This window comes from Kocuria sp. KSNUG (genome assembly GCF_049532735.1).
Taxonomy (GTDB): Bacteria; Actinomycetota; Actinomycetes; order Actinomycetales; family Micrococcaceae; genus Kocuria; species Kocuria rhizophila.
In genome coordinates this window covers 1,029,391-1,052,932 of sequence record NZ_CP150981.1, presented here as the reverse complement: position 1 = coordinate 1,052,932, position 23,542 = coordinate 1,029,391, and the positions used below count along the sequence as shown (strand labels likewise).

Annotated in this window: 20 protein-coding genes; 5 read left to right on the top strand and 15 right to left on the bottom strand. The window is 71.9% G+C overall.

What is annotated here, in order from left to right; translation table 11 throughout:
- Positions 1-6 precede the first annotated feature (6 nt).
- The 8 genes from folP to dacB form a co-directional block, all read right to left on the bottom strand.
- On the bottom strand, positions 7-999 hold the full coding sequence (gene folP, locus AABM36_RS04565; RefSeq protein ID WP_423447561.1) for a dihydropteroate synthase: 993 nt from the start codon (positions 997-999) through the stop codon (positions 7-9).
- Entirely contained in the window at positions 996-1,646 is a 651-nt protein-coding gene (gene folE, locus AABM36_RS04560; RefSeq protein ID WP_423447559.1) for a GTP cyclohydrolase I FolE, read from the bottom strand. The genes folP and folE overlap by 4 nt, the downstream gene beginning before the upstream one ends.
- Positions 1,647-3,776, bottom strand: coding sequence for an ATP-dependent zinc metalloprotease FtsH (gene ftsH / locus AABM36_RS04555; RefSeq protein ID WP_423447557.1), 2,130 nt, complete (start codon positions 3,774-3,776; stop codon positions 1,647-1,649).
- A 251-nt stretch (positions 3,777-4,027) separates the two neighbouring features.
- Positions 4,028-4,579, bottom strand: coding sequence for a hypoxanthine phosphoribosyltransferase (gene hpt, locus AABM36_RS04550; protein ID WP_191873287.1), 552 nt, complete (start codon positions 4,577-4,579; stop codon positions 4,028-4,030).
- Positions 4,576-5,706: a tRNA lysidine(34) synthetase TilS gene (gene tilS, locus AABM36_RS04545; RefSeq protein WP_423447554.1), complete on the bottom strand. Its 1,131-nt coding sequence runs from the start codon at positions 5,704-5,706 to the stop codon at positions 4,576-4,578. The genes hpt and tilS overlap by 4 nt, the downstream gene beginning before the upstream one ends.
- Positions 5,707-5,710: 4 nt before the next feature.
- Positions 5,711-6,172 carry a DNA-binding protein gene (locus tag AABM36_RS04540; RefSeq protein ID WP_191873276.1) on the bottom strand — a complete coding sequence of 154 codons (462 nt, stop codon included), beginning with the start codon at positions 6,170-6,172 and terminating at the stop codon, positions 5,711-5,713.
- Between the two features lie 55 nt (positions 6,173-6,227).
- Positions 6,228-7,325 (bottom strand): zinc-dependent metalloprotease, encoded by a 1,098-nt coding sequence (locus AABM36_RS04535; protein ID WP_423447552.1) that lies wholly within the window; start codon positions 7,323-7,325, stop codon positions 6,228-6,230.
- A gap of 132 nt (positions 7,326-7,457) precedes the next feature.
- Positions 7,458-8,999: a D-alanyl-D-alanine carboxypeptidase/D-alanyl-D-alanine endopeptidase gene (gene dacB, locus AABM36_RS04530; protein ID WP_423447550.1), complete on the bottom strand. Its 1,542-nt coding sequence runs from the start codon at positions 8,997-8,999 to the stop codon at positions 7,458-7,460.
- 194 nt (positions 9,000-9,193) lie between these two features.
- Here dacB and AABM36_RS04525 point away from each other — a divergent pair, with 194 nt between their 5' ends.
- Positions 9,194-9,709: an inorganic diphosphatase gene (locus AABM36_RS04525; protein ID WP_019310557.1), complete on the top strand. Its 516-nt coding sequence runs from the start codon at positions 9,194-9,196 to the stop codon at positions 9,707-9,709.
- A gap of 217 nt (positions 9,710-9,926) precedes the next feature.
- Entirely contained in the window at positions 9,927-10,706 is a 780-nt protein-coding gene (locus AABM36_RS04520) for a hypothetical protein (RefSeq protein WP_423447548.1), read from the top strand.
- Between the two features lie 55 nt (positions 10,707-10,761).
- Here the strand turns inward: AABM36_RS04520 and AABM36_RS04515 are convergent, their stop codons facing one another.
- The 3 genes from AABM36_RS04515 to serS all read right to left on the bottom strand — a co-directional run bounded on the left by AABM36_RS04515 (position 10,762) and on the right by serS (position 13,841).
- A complete protein-coding gene (locus tag AABM36_RS04515; protein ID WP_423447547.1) occupies positions 10,762-11,394 on the bottom strand; it encodes a hypothetical protein in 633 nt (210 codons plus the stop codon).
- A gap of 63 nt (positions 11,395-11,457) precedes the next feature.
- Complete coding sequence (locus AABM36_RS04510) at positions 11,458-12,372, bottom strand: HAD family hydrolase (protein ID WP_423447545.1); 915 nt, start codon at positions 12,370-12,372, stop codon at positions 11,458-11,460.
- 164 nt (positions 12,373-12,536) lie between these two features.
- Positions 12,537-13,841 (bottom strand): serine--tRNA ligase, encoded by a 1,305-nt coding sequence (gene serS / locus AABM36_RS04505; protein WP_423447544.1) that lies wholly within the window; start codon positions 13,839-13,841, stop codon positions 12,537-12,539.
- A 129-nt stretch (positions 13,842-13,970) separates the two neighbouring features.
- Between serS and AABM36_RS04500 the strand changes: the two genes are divergently transcribed.
- Entirely contained in the window at positions 13,971-14,948 is a 978-nt protein-coding gene (locus AABM36_RS04500) for a diacylglycerol/lipid kinase family protein (RefSeq protein ID WP_423447542.1), read from the top strand.
- Between the two features lie 177 nt (positions 14,949-15,125).
- Here the strand turns inward: AABM36_RS04500 and AABM36_RS04495 are convergent, their stop codons facing one another.
- The 4 genes from AABM36_RS04495 to AABM36_RS04480 all read right to left on the bottom strand — a co-directional run bounded on the left by AABM36_RS04495 (position 15,126) and on the right by AABM36_RS04480 (position 19,458).
- Positions 15,126-16,520: a GntP family permease gene (locus tag AABM36_RS04495; RefSeq protein WP_423447540.1), complete on the bottom strand. Its 1,395-nt coding sequence runs from the start codon at positions 16,518-16,520 to the stop codon at positions 15,126-15,128.
- Positions 16,521-16,525: 5 nt separating this feature from the next.
- Positions 16,526-17,527, bottom strand: coding sequence for a prephenate dehydratase (pheA, locus tag AABM36_RS04490; protein WP_423447538.1), 1,002 nt, complete (start codon positions 17,525-17,527; stop codon positions 16,526-16,528).
- The gene (locus AABM36_RS04485) at positions 17,524-17,859 is read right to left on the bottom strand and encodes a rhodanese-like domain-containing protein (protein ID WP_423447536.1); all 336 of its coding nucleotides are present in this window, start codon (positions 17,857-17,859) and stop codon (positions 17,524-17,526) included. Before AABM36_RS04485 ends, pheA begins: the two co-directional genes overlap by 4 nt.
- A 99-nt stretch (positions 17,860-17,958) precedes the next feature.
- Positions 17,959-19,458, bottom strand: a complete 1,500-nt coding sequence (locus AABM36_RS04480; RefSeq protein ID WP_423447535.1) for an amino acid permease — start codon at positions 19,456-19,458, stop codon at positions 17,959-17,961.
- Between the two features lie 355 nt (positions 19,459-19,813).
- On the opposite strand from AABM36_RS04480, the gene AABM36_RS04475 reads away from it, so the two are divergent.
- Together AABM36_RS04475 and AABM36_RS04470 are read left to right on the top strand one after the other, a co-directional pair.
- The gene (locus tag AABM36_RS04475) at positions 19,814-21,553 is read left to right on the top strand and encodes an amidohydrolase (RefSeq protein ID WP_423447533.1); all 1,740 of its coding nucleotides are present in this window, start codon (positions 19,814-19,816) and stop codon (positions 21,551-21,553) included.
- Between the two features lie 231 nt (positions 21,554-21,784).
- Positions 21,785-23,431, top strand: a complete 1,647-nt coding sequence (locus AABM36_RS04470) for a thiamine pyrophosphate-binding protein (RefSeq protein WP_423447531.1) — start codon at positions 21,785-21,787, stop codon at positions 23,429-23,431.
- Positions 23,432-23,542: the final 111 nt, after the last annotated feature.

The following is a 23,542-nucleotide window of genomic DNA, read 5'->3' as shown; positions in this document are numbered from 1 at the left end:
GCGGCCTCAGCTCTCGGTGTCGCGGGGGCGCAGGACGGGCGGTTCGATCCCCAGCCACGCGTGGGCCACGGCGACCGCGTCCACCGTGGCGGGGACGTCGTGCACGCGCACGGCCCAGGCCCCGCCGAACGCGGACAGGGCGCTCACGGCGGCCGTGGCGCCGTCGCGCCCCGTGACCGGGCGCGGGGTGCCGCCCTCCGCGAGCAACGCCCCCAGGAACCGCTTGCGGGACGCGGCCACGAGGACCTTGTGGCCGAGCTCCCGCAGCCGCGGCAGCGCCCGGAGCAGCTCCCAGTCCTGGCCACCGGCCTTGGCGAAGCCCAGCCCGGGATCCACGACGAGCCGCTCGGGACGGACCCCGGCCGCGAGCAGACGGTCGCGCACGGCCGTGAGCTCCGAGACAACCTCGCCCACCGTGTCCGTGTAGGTGGCCAGGCCCGTCATGGTCTGCGGGGTGCCGCGCGAGTGCATCAGCACGTACGGCACGCCGCTCTGCCCGACCAGCTCGATCATCTCCGGGCTCACGGCGGTTCCCGAGACGTCGTTGACGATGTGCGCGCCGGCCTCGATCGCGGCCCGCGCGGTGTCCGCGTGGAACGTGTCCACGCTCACCACCACGCCGCGGCTGCTCAGTTCCCGGATGACGGGCAGCACCCGCCGGCGCTCCTCCGCGGGATCCACGCCCAGCGCGTGGGGCCGGGTGGACTCCCCGCCCACGTCCACGATGTCCGCGCCCTGCTCGGCGAGACGCAGCCCGTGCTCCACGGCGGCGGCCTCGGTGTCGTGCCGACCGCCGTCGCTGAAGGAGTCCGGCGTCACGTTCAGCACGCCCATCACCAGGGTGCGCCCGGTGGGCAGCGCGTCGAAGGAGCCCCACCCGAGGGGTGTGTCCCCACCCGCTCGGGCCGGCGAGTCCGGGCGGGAACCGGGGCGGGCGGCGTCGTGGGCGCCGGTGGCGGCGTCGGAGTTGCTGCCGGCAGCGTCGCGGTCGCCCGTCACCGCGAGTGCCCCGCGGCGATCAGGTTCATGGCCTCGGCCCGCGTGGCGGGATCGCGCAGCTGGCCCCGCACGGCGGACGTCACGGTCCTGGCGCCCGGCTTGCGGACGCCCCGCATGGACATGCACAGGTGCTCGCACTCCACCACCACGATGGCCCCGGCGGGGTGCAGGTGCTCCACGAGCGCCTCGACCACCTGGGTGGTCAGCCGTTCCTGCACCTGCGGCCGCTTGGCGAACAGGTCCACGAGGCGCGCGAGCTTGGACAGCCCCGTGACCTTGCCCTCCGGCCCCGGGATGTAGCCCACGTGGGCGACCCCGTGGAAGGGCACCAGGTGGTGCTCGCACGTGGAGTAGAACGGCACGTCGCGCACCAGGACCATCTCCGAGTGGCCGATGTCGAAGGACGTGGCCAGCAGCTCGGCCGGGTCCTGGTGGAGCCCCGCGAAGACCTCGGCGTAGGCCCGGGCCACCCGTTCAGGGGTGTCCCGCAGACCGCTGCGGTCCGGGTCCTCCCCCACGGCCAGGAGAATCTCCCGGACCGCCGCCGCGATGCGGGGCTGGTCCACGGCGGCGGCCGTCTCCGCACCCGCCACGTGCTCGAGGTACGAGCCGGAGACGGGTTCACCGGGTTCGTGCTGGTGCGTCATTCAGCGGTTCTCCCGCCGGACACCACCCGGTTCCTGGCCGGGCTCCCCGCCCGAGGTGCTCCCGGAACCGGAGGAGGACTGGCCACCAGGCTGCGGGTCCTGGTGCTCAGGAACCTCCAGCGGGTGCTCCGGCTTGGCGGCGACCGCCTGGTCCTGGGGCGCCATGGTGCTGGGGTCCTGCAGGTTCTTGCGGCGGGCCTCCTCGTGCTCGGCGGCGGTGACCACCGGGGGCACGTGGGAGATCTCGCGCTCCTCCCCGGACTGCCACACCGGGCGCACGTCCCGCAGGGTCACGTCCCGGAAGATCTCGCGGATCTGGGCCTCGTTGAGGGTTTCCTTCTCCAGCAGCTCCAGCGCCAGGCGGTCCAGCACGGGCCGGTTCTGCAGCAGGATCTGGTGCGCCTCGTCGTGCGCCTGCTCCAGTAGCAGCCGCACCTCGTCGTCCACCACGGCCAGGGTGCGGTCCGAGTACTCCTTGGAGCCGGAGCCCATCTCACGTCCCACGAACGGGTCCGAGTTGTCCCCGCCGATCTTCACGGAACCGATCTTGGAGCTCATGCCGTACTGGGTGACCATCTTGCGGGCGGTGTCCGTGGCCTTCTGGATGTCGTTGGAGGCACCGGTGGAGGGGTCGTGGAACACGATCTCCTCGGCGGCGCGCCCACCCATGGCGTAGGCCATCTGGTCCAGCAGCTCGTTGCGGGTGGTCGAGTACTTGTCGTCCGAGGGCATGACCATGGTGTAGCCCAGGGCCCGACCGCGCGGCAGGATGGTGATCTTGGTGACCGGGTCCGTGTTGCGCAGCGCCGCGGCCACCAGGGCGTGGCCGCCCTCGTGGTACGCCGTGACTTTGCGCTCGAGCTCCTTCATCACGCGGGAGCGCTTCTGCGGGCCCGCGATCACGCGGTCGATGGCCTCGTCCACGGCGCGGTCGTCGATCAGCTGGGCGTGGGAGCGGGCGGTCAGCAGCGCGGCCTCGTTCATCACGTTGGCGAGCTCCGCACCCGTGAACCCCGGGGTCCGCTTGGCCACGGACGCCAGGTCCACGTTCTCGGCCAGCGGCTTGGTCTTGGCGTGCACGCGCAGGATCTGCTCGCGTCCCTTCATGTCCGGGGCGTCCACGCCGATCTGGCGGTCGAACCGGCCCGGGCGCAGCAGCGCGGGGTCCAGGACGTCCGGGCGGTTGGTCGCGGCGATCAGGATCACGTTGGTGTTCGCGTCGAAGCCGTCCATCTCCACCAGGAGCTGGTTCAGCGTCTGCTCGCGCTCGTCGTTGCCGCCGCCCATGCCGGCGCCGCGCTGGCGGCCCACGGCGTCGATCTCGTCCACGAAGATGATCGCGGGGGCGTTCTCCTTGGCCTGCTGGAACAGGTCCCGCACGCGGGAGGCACCCACGCCCACGAACATCTCCACGAAGTCCGAGCCGGAGATGGAGTAGAACGGCACGCCGGCCTCGCCGGCCACGGCCTTGGCCAGCAGGGTCTTGCCCGTGCCGGGAGGACCGTAGAGCAGCACGCCCTTGGGCACCTTGGCGCCCACGGCGGTGAAGCGGTCGTGCTCCACCAGGAACTGCTTGATCTCGTCGAGCTCCTGCACGGCCTCGTCCGCGCCGGCCACGTCCGCGAACGTGACCTCGGAGTTCTCCTTGTTGAACATCTTGGCCTTGGAACGGCCGAACTTCATGGCCTGCCCGCCGGACTGCATGCGGGAGAAGATGAACCAGAACAGGCCCATGATGATCAGGAACGGGAGCAGGAAGCGCACCAGGGACAGGAACCAGTTGTTCTCCACGGGCTGGTCCGTGAAGCCCTCCAGGTCCGCCTCGTCCATGGTCTTGACGACCTCTTCGGCGCGGGGCTTCACGTAGTAGAACTCCACCTCCTTGCCCAGGTTCTGGTCACCCTGGTGGTAGTCCTCCTTGAGGGAGAGCTCGACCTTCTGCTCGCCGTCGTAGATCTTGGCCTCGTTGACCTTGCCCTCTTCGAGCAGCTCGAGGCCCACGTTGGTGTCCACGCGCGCGGTGGTGGGGCTGAAGAAGCTGGCGCCCACGGGCACCAGGACCACAATGGCCAGTAGGATCCAGAACAGTGGACCTCTGAAGAAACTCGTGGGTTTTTTTGCCGTGGCCAAGCCGTTGATCCTCCCGTGGACGTGTCACGCTCTGCCGCGGTTCACCGTGTCTGTGTGTCGTTCCCGGGGCCCGGGGCGGACACGGCGGCCGTGGCGCGTATCGCACAATCTATCGTTTCGAGTGGCGCCGCAGCGCCTCGGGTGCAGTTCGTTCTTTCACAGCGCACACGATCGGATCACGGTACACGCGCCGTCCCGGTGTTCTCTGGGAGACGCGCGGGCGCTCCCTGGACCGGGTGTGCGCCGCCCACTCACTCGTAGACGTGCGGCGAGAGCGTGGCGATGCAGTCCAGGTTCCGGTACTTCTCCGCGAAGTCGAGGCCGTAGCCCACCACGAACTCGTTGGGGATGTCCCAGCCCACGTAGCGGACGTCCACGCTGGTCTTCATGGCGTCCGGCTTGCGCAGCAGCGCGCAGATTTCCACGGACCTGGTGCCGCGGGACTCCAGGTTGGTCCGCAGCCAGGACAGCGTGAGCCCGGAGTCGATGACGTCCTCCACGATCAGCACGTCCTTGCCGTGCAGGTCCGTGTCCAGGTCCTTGAGGATGCGCACCACGCCGGAGGACTTGGTCCCGGAACCGTAGGAGGACACCGCCATCCAGTCCATGGGGTACTGGCCGTCGAGCTCGCGCATGAGGTCCGCCATGATCGGCACCGCACCCTTGAGCACACCCACCAGCAGGACGTCCCGTCCCTCGTAGTCGCGGTCGATCTGCTGGGCGAGGTCGCGGACCTTCTCGGCGATCTGTTCCTTGGTGAACAGGACGCCGCTGAGGTCGTCCTTGACGTGTTCGGCCTTCACTGGGCGCTCCCGGGGTTGTTCTGGGTGGACGATGTCTGCTGAGCCGCCGGGGTGGGCTCCCCGCGCAGCTCCAGGCACCCCCGCGCGTGGTCCGCGTCCGAGCGGTGCCGCCACGCGGCCACTTTACCCGCCATCTGCACGGGCCCGGCGGCGCCGTAGCCCAGGGCGAAGTCCTCCAGCGCGCCCAGCCGCTCGAACGTGGGGGTCTCCCCACCCGCGTCCACGCACGCCCGGGCCAGCACACGACGCCGCAGCGCGGCCGGCATCTGCTGGAGCACCGCGCCGTCGAGCATGACGGACGACGACGCCCGGTGGCCCTGGGATCGCGTGGGCACCACGGCGTCGTCGTACGCGGCGGCGGCCTGCGCCTCGAGGTAGTCGGCGTCCGCCCCCAGGACGGACGCGGTGCGGGCCAGGGCGCGCGCCACGCCGGGACCCAGCTGCGACTCCAGGAACGGGAGGACCTCGTGGCGGATCCGGGACCGGGTGAGGGCCGTGTCCGCGTTGCTGGGATCGAGCCAGGGCTGCAGACCCTCCGCCTCGCACACGGTCTCGGTCTCCGCACGGGTGACGTTGAGCAGCGGACGAAGGTAGAGCACACCGTCCCGGACAAGGCTCGCGGGCATGCCCGAGAGCGAGCGCGTGCCCGACCCCCGGGTGAGACCCAGCAGCACGGTCTCCGACTGGTCGTCGCGGGTGTGGCCGAGCAGCACCGCGGCCGCGCCCGTGCGCTCGGCCACGGCACGGAACGCCTCGTACCGGGCGAGGCGCGCGGCCATCTCCGGACCGGTGCCGGTGCGGGTCACATGCACGCACTGCACGTGGACCGGGTCCAGACCCATGCCCCGCAGCGTGGCCGCCGTCCGTGAGGCCACCTCCGCCGAGCCCTCCTGCAGCTGGTGGTCCACCACCACGGCCCCCACCCGCAGCCTTCCCCGGCGCAGCAGGTGGGCGGTGGCCGCCGCGAGGGCGAGGGAGTCCGCGCCGCCACTGCAGCCCACGAGCACCAGGGGCAGGGCGGTGCCGTCCCCCGCCTGCGGGCCGAGCGCGGAGTCCACGGTGCGTTGCACCGCGCGCCGTGCCCGTGCCACCGCGGGGTTCAAGCGCCCGGTGCGTCCCTGCTGCACGCGTTCAGTCCTGGGTGGTGCCGGTGCGCCGGGCGCACTCCTCGGCCATGACCAGCACCTTGGAGAGCACCGGGGTGCTGTCCCCGAGCATCACCAGGGCGCGTTCCAGCTCCCCCGCCGGCACCACGCCGGCCAGCGCGGCCACGGCATCCGTGTCCTTGGTGATCCCCGTGCGGATCTGGGACGTGGAGAGCACCGGCTGCGATGCCTCCACCCTGGTGAGGACCGCCTCGAGGTCCGAGGCCCCCGTGCTGTCCTCGAGCATGACCAGCCGTTCGTAGACGGCCGGATTTCCGATCTTGATGCGTCTGCCGCTGATGAGTTGGGAGAGCATGGGCGCGGACAGGCCCAGGACCTGTGCCAGTCTGCGCTGCGTAATGCCGTAGGCCCCCACCACGGCGCCAAAACGCTCTGACAGCGGCTGACCGTACAGCCGAATCTGCTGATTGATGTTTTCAGAGCTCACGGGCTCATCTTGGCACACCCGACCTGGGCACTGCCCCCGGGTGTGGAACCGGGTCTCAGCCGAGAACCCGCCGCATCCAGGCCTGCGGGTCGTGGATCTCGGCCTCGGTGGGCAGCGTCTGGGGGGAACTCCACACCGTGTTGAACTGCTCCATCCCCACGCGCTGCACGACGTGCTCCACGAACTTCTGGCCGTTGCTGTACTGGCGCATCTTGGCGTCCATGCCCAGCAGGGAGCGCACCAGGCGGTCCAGGGCGCCGTGCGTGGAGGAGCGGGAGTCGAAACGGCGCCGGATGGTCTTCACCGAGGGCACGATGCTCGCGTCCACCGCGTCCATGACCGCGTTCGCGTGCCCCTCCAGCAGGGACATCACCGCGGTCACGTGGGACAGGGTGGCGCGCTCGGCGTCCGTGAGCAGGTGGGTCATGGGACCGAGTCCCGCGTCCGGGCGGGGGTCCTTGGAGCGGCCCGCGAGCGAGGCGCCCACGGAACGCAGTCTCTGCCACGCGGTCGCATCCAGCGAGCCCAGCTGGGAGATCTGGCCCAGCATGTGGTCCCGCAGCCACGGCGCGGCCGCGAACTGCACCCGGTGCGTCTGCTCGTGCAGGCACACCCACAGCCGGAAGTCCTCCGGGGAGACGTTGAGCTCCTGCTCGGTCCACAGCACGTTGGGGGCCACGAACATGAGCCGCCCGCCCGGGTGGGAGCGGGCCGCCTGCTCGGACACGAGACCCGCGTACGGGTCGTACTGCCCCAGCACCTTGGAGGACAGGAAGCCCACCAGCGCACCCATCTCCGCGGCGGCGGCCGTGGGTGCCATACCGCGTCCGGCGGCGTCGAACTTGGCCGGGTCCTTGCTGCGGAGCCTGTCGAAGACCGGCTGCAGGAGCACGGAGAACGTCTGCGTGTTGGCCTTGGACCACCCCGCCCGGTCCACCACGAGCACCGTGGAGTCCCGCAGGTTCTCGGCCGCGTCCAGTCCCGTGATGGTGTGCACGTGGTGCACGGACTCGTGTGCGAAGTAGCGCAGGGACTCCACGGCTCTGGACATCTCCCGCGGGGAGGGGGTGGGTCCTGCGGGGGTCACCTTGGCGGCGATCTGGGCGGCGGCGTCCCAGTCCACCAGCGAGCGGCGGGTCAGTTCTCGGCTCATGCGCTCACTCAACCACACCGGGCTGACGTGCTCGGTGGGAAGTCACCCGCCGCAGACCGCCGAACGGAGGGAGCGCACCACGCCGGCACGCCCGGGTCGGCCGTCCCGCACGACCTTGCGTGCGACCCGGAGTCACCCGGTCCGCGCGAGCTCCGCGACCGTGCGGTCCACGTGGTCCTTGGCCTCGTCCGTGCTCCCCGTGACGCCGTTGAGCACCACGGAGTACACCAGCACGCGCCCGTCCTCCCGCTGCACGTATCCGGTCAGTGCCACCACGTCCAGCAGCGTGCCCGTCTTGGCACGCGAGACGCCGCGGGCGGCTGCCTCCTGCGGATCGTCGAAGCGCTCCGAGAGCGTGCCGGTGCCCCCGGCCACCGGAAGACCGCGGGCGTACGGGGCGAAGTGCGGCTCGGTGAGCAGCGTGTCCAGGGCGCCCCCCAGCGTGGTGGGGGTGACCCTGTTCCCCGGTGCCATGCCGCTGGCGTCCAGGACGTGCAGGCCGGTGGCGTCGATCCCGTGCTCCCTGAGGGTGGCCGGCAGCAAGTCCTGGACCCCGGCCACGCCGGCCTCCCGCCCGGAGCGCCCAGCGGCCACACGGGCCAGCGTCTCCGCGAGCGAGTTGTCCGAGTGCGCGAGCATGTACGCGCTCTGCTCGTGCACGGGCGCGGACTCCACGCGGGCGAGCTCCCGGGCCTCAGCGGGCGCAGCGGCCTGGCCGCGCGCGGTGACCCGGGCGGCGTCGCCGAGCTCGGCCTGCAGCTGGCGCGCGAACTCGTCGAGGGCAGCCACCGCGGGATCCTCGGGCCGCTCTCCCGCGGCCCCCGGATCCGTGCCGTCCCGTGCGGGCACACGGTGCGAGTACAGGGCGATCGGGGAGACCCGCGTGATCTCCCCGGAGGCCACGTCCTCGTCCTCCCACGCGGGGTTGCGGTCCGGTCCCGTGAACAGGGTGGTGTCCACCGTGACGGTCACCGGCCCCGGGACACCTTCCGGTGACTCCTGGCGCAGGGCCTCGGCGGTACGCCGGGCCAGCGTGCCCAGCCCGGCGTGGCCGTTGACGGCCTCGGGGTCCCCGGCGCCGGGGGCGAGCAGCGTGTCCCCGCCCGCCACGAGCGTGAGCTCCCCGGGCTCCTCGCCCGCGACCACGGTGGTGGCCAGCCGCTCCTGGGGCGCCACGTGCTCGGCCACGCTCAGGGCCGTGAGCACCTTCTGGTTGGAGGCCGGGACCATGGGCTTGTCGGGTGACTGCCCCGCGAGCGCGGTGTCCTGACCAGCCTCCTTCACGGTGGCCGCGGCGGTGCCCGGCGCCCCGTCAAGCCCCTCGTGCAGCGCGCGCTCCACCTCGGCGGGGTCCAGGGGCGCGGGAGCGGCGGCGTCCCCGGACGACGACGCCGCGCGGGACCCCGCGTCCGCCGCACCGCTGGACGCGCTCGAGGTTCCGGTCCCTGCCTGTCCACCGGCGGCGTCGTGGCCCGCCGATCCGGAGGAGGACGCCTGCGAGGCGCCGGCCTCGAGCTCCGCGTGGCTCTGCCGCCACTGGGCCGCGGGGGCGAGCTCGCCCGCGATCGCGGGGACCGCGAGCACACCCGCCACCGCCACGGCGAGCGCGAGCAGCACGCACACGAGCACCCACGGGAGGCGGGCGGCCGGCGAGCGCCGGGAGGGAGATGGCATGGCCCCATTGTTCTGCACCGCTCCGACGGGGACAACGCGCCGCCCGGTTCCCGGGCCCCGCGGCGGGCGGCCGGTGGGACCGTGACGGCCGCGGCCGGTATCGTGGGAGGCATCTGCCCACGGACCGATTGCGTCATGGGCGCCGGGTGAGCGAGCTGCCCGGCTCACATCATCACGACTCAAGGAGTGTCACCATGGAGCTGGACGTCACCATCGAGATCCCCCGCGGCTCTCGCGTGAAGTACGAGATCGACCACGAGACCGGCCGGATCCGCCTGGACCGCGTGCTCTTCACCTCCATGCAGTACCCCACGCACTACGGCTACTTCGAGGACACCCTGGGCGAGGACGGCGACCCCCTGGACGCCATGGTCATCATGGACGTGGACATCATGCCCGGCGTGATCGTGGAGGCCCGCCCGATCGCCGTGTTCAACATGACGGACGAGGCCGGCGGGGACGCCAAGGTGCTGTGCGTGTCCACCGACAAGCGCTACGACGAGATCCAGGGCCTGGAGGACGTCAACGAGTTCCGCCAGAAGGAGATCCAGCACTTCTTCGAGCGCTACAAGGACCTGGAGCCCAACAAGTGGGTCAAGGGCGAGGGCTGGGAGGGCAAGGAGACCGCCGAGCGTCTCATCGTCGAGGCCCAGCAGCGCTTCGAGCAGTCGCAGTACGACTCCGCCGCGGAGGCCGAGCAGGACGGCTGATTCCCCCAGGACTCCGAGGGGTCCCCGCCGCCGGAGCGCTCCGGCTGCGGGGACCCCGTCGTCTCCCGGCCCCTTATGCGTGTCACCGGGCCGTGGTCGGATGATCCTGGACCGTCGCGGCGCCACCTGGAGCAGCCGGTGGCGCGATGGTCCCCGACGAAGCTTTCCCGCGGCGGTGGCGCCCACCGCACACCCGTTGCGCACCCCGGAGGTGACCGTGCACGACCCGCAGGACGCGAGCGCCGCGCGCGTCTACGTCTTCCACGGCACGGACTCCACCCAGGTGCTCGGACCGGAGCACCTGATGGACAGGGTCCGCACCCTGCTCTCCGCGGCCGGCGCCGCGCCGCTGCTCTCACCCACCGCGCACCCGGACATCGCCTCCCGGCCGTTCACCTCGGAGGCCGCTCAGCTGCCCGGTGACACCGGGCCCGTCCCGTGGTCGCGGGAGCGCAGCACCGTGGCCGAGGTCTCCGTGGTCCTGGGTGCCGAACCGTTCTGGGACCGGATCGAGGCGGGCAGCTTCGCCACCTGGCGGGACCGGTGGCCGGAGTCACCGCAGGCGCCCCTGTTCCCACCCACCACTCCGGACTGGCTCGCGGGCGCACCGCGCTGGGAACTGGACCCGCTGGCCCCCGCCCTGGGCCCGGCGGCGTCGGGCGGGTGGGTGCGCAGTCCGTCCCAGACCTGGGGCCAGCCCGCACCTTCCGGGCCCCCGGCGCAGGCACAAAACGTGGCCGGGTCACGGCACCACGGGATCGGACTGTTCCAGCTGACCGACCTCGAGTCCTTCTGGGTGTTCCCTCCCGAGGAGGACGTCCCGACCGTGGTGGCCCGCTGCGAGGCACTGGCGCAGGAGCACCCCGCGTTCTCGTGGCTCACGGGCTACTTCGACGCCCGGGACGTGGCCGGTTCTCTGCGGTTGCCCGCCGAGTGCCTGCCCGTGCTGGAGGCGGACCTGACGGGGGCCGGACACTCCGTGGACACCTGGTGGTGAGAACCGGGGCTCGGTCGTCACCGGGGGTGGGATCGTGGGCTCTTGGCCCAGGGCGCTATATCTCGGACGACCCCGGGGTCTCGCACAGCTGCAACAGGGTGGCCGCCGCGGGGCGGGCCCGCCACTCCTCGTTCCACAGGGAGCGCACCACGGCCTTGGACACCGCCTGCGGGGTGATGCCCAGCTGCTCCGCGGCGGCCTTCTGCTGACCGCGCGCACCGGGGACCATGAGGTCCACCACGCGCCACTCGGCCTCGCTGCGCACGGCCACGATGTGGCCCACGATCCGCAGCACGGCCTCCGCCTGCGCCGCGGCCTCCGGGTCCGCCGCACTCACACGCACGGCCACGCGGTCGGTGCTGCGGGTGTGCTGGGCGGCGTGGTGCCCGAAGCCCATGCCCGGGCCCTCCGCGGTGACGGCCACCCGGCCGTCCGGCTGGTCCACGCGCGTGAGGTACACGTCCCCCACCCCGATGCCCACGGCGTAGGCCCTGTCCCGCAGCCCGGTCATGGCGGCGTCCACGGCAGCCCGCGGGTCCTCCGTGAGGCCGCGAACCACGCCCGGGGCCGAGGGCTGGAACGGTGCGCGGGTGGGCAACGCGCTGAGCCGCCGACACACCTCGCGGTCCGTGTCGGGATCCGGGCGGGATGCGTCCGCCACGCGCTGGGTCAGGGTCAGGACGAACACGGTCTCAGTATCGCAGTTCCATGAGGTTTCACAGGTCGTGTCCCGCGCCGGTGGGCGTGAACCTCAGAGCAGGGTGCGCAGGACGGCCGCCGCGCCGTCGTCGTAGACGCTGCCCGTGACCTCGCGGCTGACCTCGGCCACCTCGTCCGGTGCCTGGCCCATGGCCACGCCGCGCGCGGCCCACTGCAGCATCTCGATGTCGTTGCGGCCGTCCCCCATGGCCACGGTGTGGGCGGGGTCCACGCCCAGCTGCTCGCGGATCTGCTCCAGGGCGCTGGCCTTGGAGACGCCGTTCGCGGCCACGTCCAGCCACGAGGACCAGCCCACGGAGTAGGCGACGCCGTGCAGACCGGCCCGCTCGATCGCGTCCGCGAAGTCCCCGGGGGCCTCCGTGGCGCTGTAGACCACCAGGCGCACCGCCGGGATCTCGGCGAGCTCGTGGATGTCCACGCCCACGGCCTCGATGCCGAAGGAGGCATCCTGGAAGCGCTCCGTGGAGTAGAACCGCCCGTCCGCGCCTTCGAGCGCGAACTTGGCGGTGGGCAGCTTGCTGGCCAGTGCCTTCAGGGCGTTGGCGGGGTCGAAGCTCACGCGGTCGGTGACCTCGTAGTGCTCGGGCAGCTCGGGATCCAGGCGCAGGGTCACTCCGCCGTTGGAGCACACGGCGAAACCGGACTCGATGTGCCCCTGCCGGATCACCGGCAGGGTGGCGCCCATGGAGCGGCCCGTGGAGATCACCACGTGGTGCCCGGCGCCCACCACGGCCCGCAGGGCGTCCTTGACGCCGCGGGACATGTGTCCGTCGTGGTCCACGAGCGTGCCGTCCACGTCCAGCGCCACGAGGTACTGGACGCCGTCCTCCCTGGTCCAGGAGCTGGAACGCGGGGTCTGGATCTTCATGGGCGCGAACGCGTCCGCGGCGCTCGTCGCGCGGTCGTCGGTGCGCCGGTCATCGGTGCCGGCCTGGATATCAGTCATGAGAGTCATGGTGTCACATGAGCACGGGGGCATGTCCGCCGGTGGACGCCCGGGTGACGCGGGAGTGAAGTCCGGCCCGGACCGCCACGCACGACGCCGCCCGCTCGCCGCGCGTGGGCACGGTGGGCGGGCGGCGTCGTCGACGGGTCCGGAGAGGTGACCGGTCAGGCGACCGGGCGCAGGACCTCCTGGCCGCGCAGGTAGGGCCGCAGGATCTCGGGCACCGTCACGGAGCCGTCCGCCTGCTGGTGGGTCTCGAGCAGGGCCACGAGCCAGCGGGTGGTGGCCAGCGTGCCGTTGAGGGTGGCGACCGCGCGGGTGCCGCCCTTCTTGGCCTTTCCACTGGAGTCCGTGGTCTCGGGCAGCCGCTCACGGATGTTGAGGCGGCGGGCCTGGTACGTGGTGCAGTTGGAGGTGGAGGTCAGCTCGCGGTACTTCCCCTGGGTGGGGATCCACGCCTCGCAGTCGAACTTGCGGGCGGCGGACGTGCCCAGGTCACCTGCGGCGGTGTCGATCACGCGGTACGCGAGCCCGCACGCCTGCAGCATCTGCTCCTCCCACGCGAGCAGCCGCTCGTGCTCCGCGGCGGCGTCCTCGGGGTGGCAGTAGACGAACATCTCCAGCTTGTTGAACTGGTGCACGCGGATGATCCCGCGGGTGTCCTTGCCCGCGGAACCGGCCTCACGGCGGTAGCACGAGGACCACCCGGCGTAGCGCAGCGGTCCGTCCGAGAGGTCCAGGATCTCGTCCGCGTGGTAGCCGGCCAGGGCCACCTCGGAGGTGCCCACCAGGTAGAGGTCGTCCTTGCCCACGCGGTAGATCTCGTCGTCGTGCTCCACGTCGAAGCCCGTGCCGTTCATCACGGCGGGGCGCACCAGGTTGGGCGTGGTCATGGGGATGAACCCGTTGTCCAGGGCGAGGTCCTGCGCGGCCATCAGCAGCGCGGTCTCCAGCCGGGCGACGTCCCGCTTGAGGAAGTAGAACCGGGAGCCCGAGACCTTGGCGCCGCGCTCCATGTCGATGCCGTCCAGCAGCTCGCCGATGGCCAGGTGGTCGCGCGGCTCGAAGCCCTCGGCCGCGAAGTCCCGGGGCGTGCCCTCGGTGCGCAGCTGCACGAAGTCGTCCTCGCCGCCGGAGGGGATGCCCTCCACGATCAGGTTGGGGAACTGGGCCACGAGCTCCTGCTGCGTGGCCTGGGCCTCCTCCGCGGCGGCCTGGGCGGCCTTCACGTCCGCGGCCAGCTGCTTGACCTGCGCCAGCAGCTGCTGCTTCTCCTCCCCCTGGGCCTTGGCCACCTTCTTGCCGAACGCGTTCTGCTCGGCGCGCAGGGACTCGAACTCGGTGATCGCGCTGCGGCGCCGGGAGTCCGCCTCGAGGATGCGGTCCACGAGCCCCGGGTCCGCCTCGCGGGCGGTCTGGGAGGCACGGTAGGTGTCAGGGTCGGCGCGCAGCTCGTTGATGTCGATCACCCGTCCAGGGTATCCAACGGATGCTCGGGGGCGCGATACAGCGTCCCGGACCGCCACGGCGGCCCCGCCACCGTAGACTGGCCGCTACCGTCTCCACCCCCTTCTCAACCGATCCAGGAAAAGGTGTCCGTGCAGGATCATCCGTGGGAACCCCAGCGAGTGGCCGTCGTGGTCAACCCCATCAAGGCCCTTGCCGACGTCGCCCGGGACTCGGTCATCATCGCGTGCCGCAAGGCGGGCTGGGCGGATCCCGTGTTCTACGAGACCGAGGCGGACGATCCCGGCTTCTCCATGGCGCGCCGCGCGGTGGAGAAGGGCGCCGACGTCGTGCTGGCCGCGGGCGGTGACGGCACCATCCGCGCGGTGGGCGAGTCCCTCGCCGGCGGCGACGTCCCCCTGGGTCTGGTGCCGCTGGGCACGGGCAACCTGCTGGCCCGCAATCTCGAGGCGGACCTCGCGGATCCGCACCACTCCGTGGACGTGGCCCTGTTCGGCTCGGAGAGGTCCATCGACACCGTGGTCATGCACCTGGAGACCGCTGACGGCCGCACCGAGGACCACCGTTTCCTGGTGATGGGCGGCGCGGGCTTCGACGCGCAGATCATGGCCGACACCAAGGACAACCTCAAGGACCTCGTGGGCTGGGCCGCGTACGCGGAGGCGGGAGCGCGCCACCTGTTCAGCGGCCCCCGGTGGGCCCGTTTCAGCCTGGACGGCGGCCCGTGGGTCTCACGCCTGGTGCGCTCCGTCATGATCTGCAACTGCGGGGAGCTCACGGCAGGGATCGTGCTGGCGCCCAGCGCCAGGCTGGACGACGGCCTGCTGGACCTCGTGGTCATGACCCCGCGCTCCGTGGTGGGGTGGATGCGCATGGTGGCCAAGGTGGTCCTGCAGCACCGCCACGAGCCGCCGGTGATCAACTACTTCAGCGGCAAGACCGTGCGGGTGGAGTTCCACGAGCCCATCGAGTCCGAGGTGGACGGCGATCCCCTGGGGGACGTCAAGGCCTTCGAGACCACCATCGACCACCGCTCGCTCAAGGTGCGCGTCCCACCGTCCCAGGCCGACGACGCCGGCATCCGTCAGCGGGGCTCCTCCAGCATCTGAGCGGCTCCCGGCCCGTCCGGGCGGGCACCGGGACCACGGAGCACCGATGCTCTGCACGGCTCGTCCCACCCCGGCGCGGGACGAGCCCGGACAACGGACGTGCCCCGCAGCGCAGAGCGCCCCGGCTCGCAACGGTTCACTGCGAGCCGGGGCGCCTCCAGCAGGCGGGGCGGGGCCTCAGACGGCCCCTGCGAGGACGAAGATCACCGCGGCCACGGTGAAGCCCACCACGCCGATGATGGTCTCCAGCACGGTCCAGGTCTTGAACGTGGTGCGCACGTCCATCTCCAGGAAGCGGCCCACCAGCCAGAACCCGGAGTCGTTGACGTGGGAGAGCACCACGGAACCGGCGGCCACGGCCACCACCATGGCGGCCAGCTGGACCTCGTTGTAGTCCGCGGCCAGCACGGCGGGGGCGATCAACCCTGCCGCCGTGGTCAGCGCCACGGTCGCGGAGCCCTGCGCCACGCGCATCACGGCGGCGATCAGGAACCCGGCGAGGATCACGGGGATGCCCAGGTCCGAGAGAACGTCCTCGAGGGCGTCCCCGATCCCGGAGGTGCGCAGCACGCCGCCGAACATGCCGCCGGCGCCGGTGATGAGGATGACGGAGCAGACCGGGCCCAGGGCGGACTCGAAGGTCTTCTCGATCGCGGAGCCGCTGAGGCCGCGGGCCCTGCCGATGGCCAGGGCCGCGACGATCAGGGTCAGGGTCAGGGCGATCGGGGTCTCACCGATCGCGCGCAGCAGCTGGAACCAGGTCTGCGACGCCGTCTCCTCGGACACGGCCCCGGACTTGGCCAGGGTGCCCAGTCCGGTGTTGAGGAAGATCAGCAGCATGGGCAGCAGCAGGATGCCCACCACGGTGCCCACGGCGGGCGGGTTCGCCACGTCCTCGGCACGGCCCAGGATGGTGGGCACGGGGAGGTTGATGCGCCGACCCATGATCTTGCCGAACAAGTAGGAGGACAGGTACCACGCGGGGATCGCGCACACCAGGCCCACCAGGATGATGTAGCCCACGTTCGCCTCGAAGAACGTGGCCGCGGTGACCGGCCCCGGGTGGGGCGGCAGGAACACGTGCATCACGGAGAACGCACCCACGGCGGGCAGGGCGTACGTGAGCACGCTGCCGCCCAGCCGTCGTGCGACCGAGAAGACCACGGGCAGCATGACCACCAGGCCGGCGTCGAAGAAGATGGGGAAGCCGAAGAGCAGGGAGGTGACTCCCAGCGCGAACGGCGCCCGCTTCTCACCGAAGATCCCGATGAGCTTGTCCGCGAGCACCTGCGCGCCGCCCGAGGTCTCGAGCAGCCGTCCGAGCATGGCGCCCAGGCCCACGAGCAGCGCCACGTTGGCCAGGGTGTTGCCGAAACCGTAGAGCATCACGGGGACCACCTGGTCGGTGGGGATGCCCGTGACGAAGGCGGTGAGGGCCGAGATGATGATCAGAGCCAGGAACGCGTGCACCCGGAACTTGATGATGAGCACCAGCAGCACCGCGATGGCCGCCGCTGCAATGAGTAGGAGGGGGCCCGCTGTCAGCGTCTGGCTCCAGCCCTCGATCTCCATGGACGTCACTGTCCTTTCAGGTTGTCGACCCACGAACGGGCCTGGACGAATGCGGCGTCGCTGTGGTGCGAGGCCACGGGGACCACGAGCTGGTCAGCCCGGGGGTAGGACCCGAGAAAACGGGTGCGGGGACAGATCCGGCGGACGCCCATGAGGGCGTCGGCCACCCGGTCGTCCTGGATGTGCCCGTCGATGTCCACGGAGAAGAAGTAGTCGCCCAGGTGGGTCTTGGCGGGGCGGGACTCGATGCGCGTGAGGTTGACCCCGCGGGTGGCGAACTGTTCGAGGATGTCGAGCAGCGCCCCGGGGCGGTCCTGCCACAGCGGCACCACCAGGGAGGTCTTGTCCGCGCCCGTGGGTGCGGGCATCCGGGCGTCCGGGCGGGCCACCAGCACGAAGCGGGTCACGGCCTGCTTGTTGTCCCCGATGTCCTCGGCCAGCACGTGCAGCTCCGGGTGGGCGGAGACGACCACGGGTGAGCACACGGCGGCGTCGTAGCCGAGACCCCTGGTGCTCACGCCGCCTGCACCGTCCAGCATGGCCACGGCGGCCGCGGCGGTGGAGGGCGCCGGTACGTATGCCACGTCCGGCATGTTCTCCTCGACCCAGCGGCGGATCTGCGCCCACGCCACCGTGTGGGTGGACACGGTGCGGACGTCCGCCAGCCCGGTGCCGGGCGGGGCCACGAGCGAGAACCGGATGGGAACCACGATCTCCCGCAGGATCCGCAGCTCGGCACCGAAGGAGACGTCGTCCAGCGTGGCGGTCACGCCGCCCTCCACCGAGTTCTCGATCGGCACCACGGCGGCGTCCACGCGTTCCTCACGAACGGCGGCCAGCGCGGCGGGCACCGAGTTCATGGGAGTCCGCTCGGCGGCGTCGGCGCCCGGGACCTGGAGCAGGGCCGCCTCGGTGAACGTGCCCACCGGGCCCAGGAACGCGTACCGACGGGCGCGTGGCCCCGGGTCCACCGGACCCGGGGCCACGCCGGAGACAGCGGCGTTCACAGAACGCGCGCCGCTTCCCCGGTCTCGGACACGATGGGCTTGCCGGCGTCCGCCCACGCGCCCATGCCGCCCAGCACGTTCACGGGGTCGTAGCCGTACTGCGCGAGGTACGCGGTGGCGCGCAGCGAGCGGCCGCCGGAGCGGCAGATCACGTAGACGTCCTGGTCCAGCGGGACCTCCTCGGAGCGCTCCGCGAGCTCGGACAGCGGCAGGTGCTGCGCGCCCTCGATGTGCCCCGCGTCCCACTCGTTCTGCTCGCGCACGTCCAGCACGGCAGCGCCCGCGGGGATCTCGTCCACGGTTGCGGACGGCAGGTTGTTCACGTTGTCCATGGGTTCCTCCGTAGTGGGCCAGGCCGTTTCTTCCGGTGCCCCACCATAGTGCCCATGAGCGCGATCACGTTCCGCGGCGCGCGCAGCGGACGACGCCGCTCAGCGCACCTCGTTCTCGCCGGGCTCGGCGGCCACGTGGTCCTCGTCGTCGCCGGTGGTCTTCAGCTCCGGCAGGCCCTTCTTGGCCACGTGGCGCTTGGAGAACTCGTAGCCCACGGTGGTGGCCACCAGGATCAGCACGCCGGCCATCAGGCTGTAGTACCAGTGCGGGTTGCTGAAGTCGAACATGATGTAGAGGGACAGCACCACCAGGAACGTGAGGCACACGTAGTTGGTCACGGGTGCGCCCGGCATCTTGAAGTGCACCGGCGCCACCTGGCCGCGCTCCACCTGGCGCTTGTAGCCCAGGTGGGAGATGAAGATCGAGATCCACCCGAAGAGCACGAACACGGAGCACGCGCTCAGCACCACTTCGAACGCGTCCGCGGCCCCCAGTGCGTAGATCATCACGATCCCGAACAGGTCGAAGACGAAGATGCACAGCAGGGCTCCGGAGGGGACGCCGCGGCTGGAGACCTTGGACATGACCTCCGGGGCCTGCCCGTGGGCGGCCAGGTTGCGCAGCAGCCGAACGCTCGCGTACAGCGTGGCGTTCACACCGGAGATCGCCGCGGTGAGCACCACGAAGTTCATGATGCCCGCGAGCGCCGGGATGTTGAGCGAGGACAGCGCGGTGACGAACGGGGACTCCTCGCCCGAGTACTCGGACGTGGGCAGCAGCATGGACAGCACCAGGATGGAGCCGATGTAGAAGATGGCGATGCGCAGCACCACGGAGTTGATGGCCTTGGGCATCGACTCCTCGGGGTCCTTGGCCTCGCCGGCGGAGACCCCCACGATCTCGATGGCCGAGAAGGAGAACACCACGCCGGTCATCACGACCACGAGCTGCAGCACGCCGTTGGGCGCGAAGCCCTGGTTCCACAGGTTGGACACGGACGCGGCGGTGGGGGCGTTGAAGATGTCACCGGCCACCACCAGGATGATGCCCGCGCCCAGGAACAGCAGGATGGCGAGCACCTTGATGGCCGCGGCCCACGTCTCGATGAACCCGTAGAGCCGCACGCTCAGCAGGTTGCAGCCCACAATGGTCATGGCCGCCACCAGGGAGGGGATCCAGCCCGGGATCTCGGGCCACCAGAACTGCACGTACACGGCGAGCGCCGCGATCTCACCCACGCCGGCCACAGCGGAGAGCGCCACGTAGATCCACCCGGTCATGAACGCGAACCGGTTGCCCACGAACTCACGGGCGTAGGAGACCCACGCGCCCGTGGTGGGGCGGTGGATCACTAGCTCCCCGAGCGCCCGCATGAGCAGGTACACCACGGTGGAGACCACCAGGTAGGACAGGATCAGCGCGGGACCGGCGGTGGCCAGGCGCTCTCCGATGCCCAGGAACAGGCCCACGCCGATCGCACCGCCGATGCCGATCATCTGGATCTGGAAGTTGCCGAGGGACTTCTTGTACCCCTGGTCCCCCCTCTCCTTGTAGACGGGCAGGGGGCCGGTGGCCGGCGCCTGGGGGTCGAAGGGCATGGATTCTCCTGGGTGCGAGATGATGTGCGTCCGCGGCGGTCGTGTTCCGCCCGGCTCCCGGCATGCGCAACCGGCAGCGCACTGCGTTGCCCACGAGGTTAGCGTCACACGGGGTGCCCGGGGTGACGGTGCGCCGTCGTGACGGACCGCCGGGGACGTCTGCGCCCCGGGATGGACCGCGTGCCGCGCCCTCCCCCGCCGCGGCGCCCCGCGGCGTGTCGCGGCGCAGGGCACAGGGCGTGACAGGGGCCACGGCCCGCGAGACGATGGGCCCCTGCCCGCGGATCGTGGACCGGCCCGCGCGGCACGCAGCGGGCACGCGTGGCCCGAACCGACCGGAAGCAGGACGGCACCCATGGCCCTCGACGTCATCTTCACGAACGGCACCATCCACACCCAGGACCCTGAGCACCCCGTGGCCCGGGCGCTGGGGGTCCACCACGGCCGGGTGGTGAGCCTGGACGACGAGCTCGCGCCGGAGCTCTTCGCGCGCGCGGTGGACCTGGGCGCAGCCACCGTGGTCCCCGGTTTCCACGACGCCCACTGCCACCTCACCATGCTGGGCGAGGCCCTCGTGCAGGTGGACCTGCGGCCGACGACCGTCCCGACCCTGGCCGAGCTGCTCGACGCCGTGGCCGCCGCCGCGCGGCATGCCGCGCCGGGCGAGTGGGTCCTGGGGCAGGGCTACGACCAGAACCACCTGGGCGGCTCCCACCCCACGGCCGAGGAGCTGGACGCCGTGGCGCCGGAGAACCCCGTGTGGCTGTGGCACAACTCCCGGCACATGGCCGTGGTCAACACGGCCGCGTTCGAGGCCGCCGGGTACCCCGGGCGCACCGGGTTCACCGTCCCCGAGGGCGGCAGCGTGCCGCTCGACGAGCACGGGGCAGCCGTCGGTCTGCTCGAGGAGACGGCGCGCGGCCTGGTCTCCGGGGCCATGCCGCCCAAGACCGCCGCGCAGGTGGCCGAGCAGATCGGGGCCGCGAGCGACGTCGCCCTGGCCGCCGGGATCACGTCCGTCACGGAACCCGGGCTGGGCGCGCCCGAGCACCTCGGGCAGTCCGTCTTGGACCTCGCCGCGTACCAGCTCGCGCGGGAGCAGGGGCGGCTGGGCGTGAGAGCCACCGTCATGCCGTACTTGACCACGCTGCACCCGATGGGCGCACCGGACGCGCCAGACGCGCCGAACGCCGGGGACGCCCGCGGTGACGACGCCGCTGGGCTCCCTCCCGCGGGCGCGGCCGGTGCGCGCGGAACCCTCGCGGACCGGCCCTTCGGCCTGGACCTGGGGCTGCGCACGGGGCTGGGGGACGAGCGGCTGCGCATCGGCGCGGTCAAGGTGCTCGCGGACGGTTCGCTCATCGGCCGTTCCGCGTTCATGACCGAGGACTACGCGGCGGACACCGAGGCCGGCGTCGCCAATGCGGGGTACCTGCAGTTCCCGCGGGAGTGGCTCGAGGAACGGCTGACGGCGGCGCACACGAACGGCTGGCAGCTCGCCGTGCACGCGATCGGGGACGGGGCCGTGGACGTGGTCCTGGACGTGCTCGAGGCGGCGCAGCGGCAGTTCCCCCGCGAGGACTGCCGCCACCGCATCGAGCACTTCGGCGTGGCGAGCGACGAGCAGGTGGCCCGGGCGGCCCGGCTCGGGGTGGTCCCCGTACCCCAGGGCCGGTTCGTGAGCGAGCTCGGGGACGGCATCGCCCGGGCCATGGGCGAGCCGCGCACCCGGTTCTGCTACCGCATGCGGTCCCTGCTGGATGCCGGGATGGTGGTTCCCGCCTCCACGGACGCGCCCGTGGTGGACTACCCGCCGCTGGCCAACATCCACGACATGGTCAACCGGCGCACGTCCTCGGGCACCCCGTTCGTGCCGGAGGAGCGCGTGACGGTGGCCGAGGCGGTGCACGCCTACACCGTGGGCAGCGCGTACGCCTCCCACCAGGAGCACGAGAAGGGGCGGCTGGTGCCGGGGATGCTCGCGGACTTCGCGGTGCTCTCCGACGACATCTACACGGTGGACCCCGCGACCATCCGGGACCTGCGGGTGACCGCCACGGTGGTCGGCGGCGAGGTGGTGCACGGCACGCTGTGAGTCCGCCGTGCGGCGTCGTGGGCCCTGCCGGGGCGGGCAGGTGCGGGCGGTGCCGGTGACGTGGGCATGTGCGGGCGGCGTCGGCGGCATGAGTGGCGCGAGCAGAGACGGGGGCGCCGAGGCGGACCGGCGCGGGGTGCAGGGCCCGGCGGTAGGATCGCCGCACGAGCCCTCGCCGGTGTCCGCGGTCACACCCGGAACCGCACTCCCACCAGGAACCAGGAGAACCCCATGCCCCAGCAGTCCGCCGGCCACCTCATCGTCGAGTCCCTCAAGGCCCACGGCGTGGACCGCGTGTTCAGCGTCCCCGGGGAGAGCTTCCTGGACGTCCTGGACGGACTCTACGACTCCGGGGTGCAGAACGTGGTGTGCCGCCAGGAGGGCGGGGTCACCTACATGGCGGAGGCCCACGGCAAGCTGACCGGTCGCCCCGGGGTGGCCATGGTGACCCGTGGACCGGGGGCGTCCAACGCCTTCGTGGGCATCCACCTGGCGTGGCAGGACTCCACTCCCCTGGTGCTCTTCGTGGGACTCGTCCCGGTGGCCCACCGGGAGAAGGAGGCGTTCCAGGAGTTCGACCCGCACCAGTGGTTCGGGTCCCAGGCCAAGCGCGTGATGGTCCTGGACGAGGCGGACCGTGCGTCCGAGTACGTGGCCGAGGCGTTCTTCGCGGCGTCCTCCGGACGGCCCGGCCCCGTGGTGGTGGGCCTGCCCGAGGACGTCATCACCCAGCTCACGGACGCCCCCGTGGTCCCTCCCGTCCCCGTGGCCGAGGGTGCCGTGGGAGCCGACGAGCTGGCCGGGCTGCGGGAGGCACTGGAGGCGGCGGAGCGTCCCGCGATCCTCGTGGGCGGACCCCGCTGGAGCCCCGAGGCCGCGCGGCAGGTCACGGACTTCGCCGAGCGCCACGGCATCCCCGTGGTCTCCGACTGGCGGGCGGCGGACCGGGTCCCCGGAACCTCCCCCGTGAACGCGGGCGAGGCCGGCTACGGCCGCAGCCGGGAGACCATCGAGACCCTGGAGCACGCGGACGTGCTGCTCGTGGTCGGCGGGACGCTCTCGGACATCCCCACGGACGGTTTCACCGTGCGCCAGGACCGCTCCGCAGTGAACTGGATCGTCAACATCGACACCTCGCTGCGCCAGCACTCCGGTGCCGTGACCCGCCAGATCCTGGCCTCCCCGGTGGCCTTCGGCCGCGCCCTGGCGGAGCTGCAGCTGGGCGAGCACCCGGACTGGTCGCAGTGGCTCGAGAAGCCCGTGGCCGCCCGCCGCGCCCGCTACGGGATCCCGGCCTCCGCGGGGGACAACGCACCGGGCACCGCGGACATGACCCTGGTGATGAAGGCGCTGCTCCCCCACCTGCCCGAGGACGCGGCGGTGGTCTACGGCTCCGGCAACCACACCGCATGGGCGAACACCTACGTGCCCACGGGGGCCTACCCCTCGCAGCTGTCGGTGCGCAACGGCACCATGGGCTACTCCGTGCCCGGTGCGGTCTCCGTGTCCCTGGAGCAGCCCGAGCGTTTCGTGTTCGCCGTGGCCGGCGACGGCGAGTTCCTCATGAACTCGCAGGAGCTCGCGACCGCCCGCCAGTTCGGCGCGCACCCGCTCATCCTGGTGCTGGACAACGGCCAGTTCGGCACCATCCGCGCGCACCAGGAGAACCACTACCCCGGGCGCGTGTCCGGCACCCAGCTGGATAACCCGGACTTCGCCACCGTGGCCCGCGGCTACGGGGCCTTCGGTGCGCGCCTGGAGCGCAACGAGGACATCGAGGGGGTCATCGCCGACGCCGTGCGGGCCGTCACCGAGGACCGGATCCCGGCCGTGGTGCACGTGGTCGCGGACCCCGCGAAGCTGCTGCCCGGGATGTAGCTGTCCCCGCAACGGCGACGTACCGCGCCCCTCGGGTGGGCGGCGGCGTCGTCGTAGGGTGGTGCCTGACGATCGGCGGCCACCGCGCCGTCGGCGTCCCCGGCGCACCAC

Coding starts and splice junctions, on each gene's coding strand:
- folE (WP_423447559.1), bottom strand. CDS start 1,646: ATGACGCACCAGCACGAACCCGGTGAACCCGTCTCCGGCTCGTACCTC.
- AABM36_RS04475 (WP_423447533.1), top strand. CDS start 19,814: ATGGCCCTCGACGTCATCTTCACGAACGGCACCATCCACACCCAGGAC.
- AABM36_RS04510 (WP_423447545.1), bottom strand. CDS start 12,372: ATGACTGATATCCAGGCCGGCACCGATGACCGGCGCACCGACGACCGC.
- AABM36_RS04470 (WP_423447531.1), top strand. CDS start 21,785: ATGCCCCAGCAGTCCGCCGGCCACCTCATCGTCGAGTCCCTCAAGGCC.
- AABM36_RS04480 (WP_423447535.1), bottom strand. CDS start 19,458: ATGCCCTTCGACCCCCAGGCGCCGGCCACCGGCCCCCTGCCCGTCTAC.
- AABM36_RS04485 (WP_423447536.1), bottom strand. CDS start 17,859: ATGGACAACGTGAACAACCTGCCGTCCGCAACCGTGGACGAGATCCCC.
- AABM36_RS04495 (WP_423447540.1), bottom strand. CDS start 16,520: ATGGAGATCGAGGGCTGGAGCCAGACGCTGACAGCGGGCCCCCTCCTA.
- AABM36_RS04525 (WP_019310557.1), top strand. CDS start 9,194: ATGGAGCTGGACGTCACCATCGAGATCCCCCGCGGCTCTCGCGTGAAG.
- AABM36_RS04535 (WP_423447552.1), bottom strand. CDS start 7,325: ATGAGCCGAGAACTGACCCGCCGCTCGCTGGTGGACTGGGACGCCGCC.
- dacB (WP_423447550.1), bottom strand. CDS start 8,999: ATGCCATCTCCCTCCCGGCGCTCGCCGGCCGCCCGCCTCCCGTGGGTG.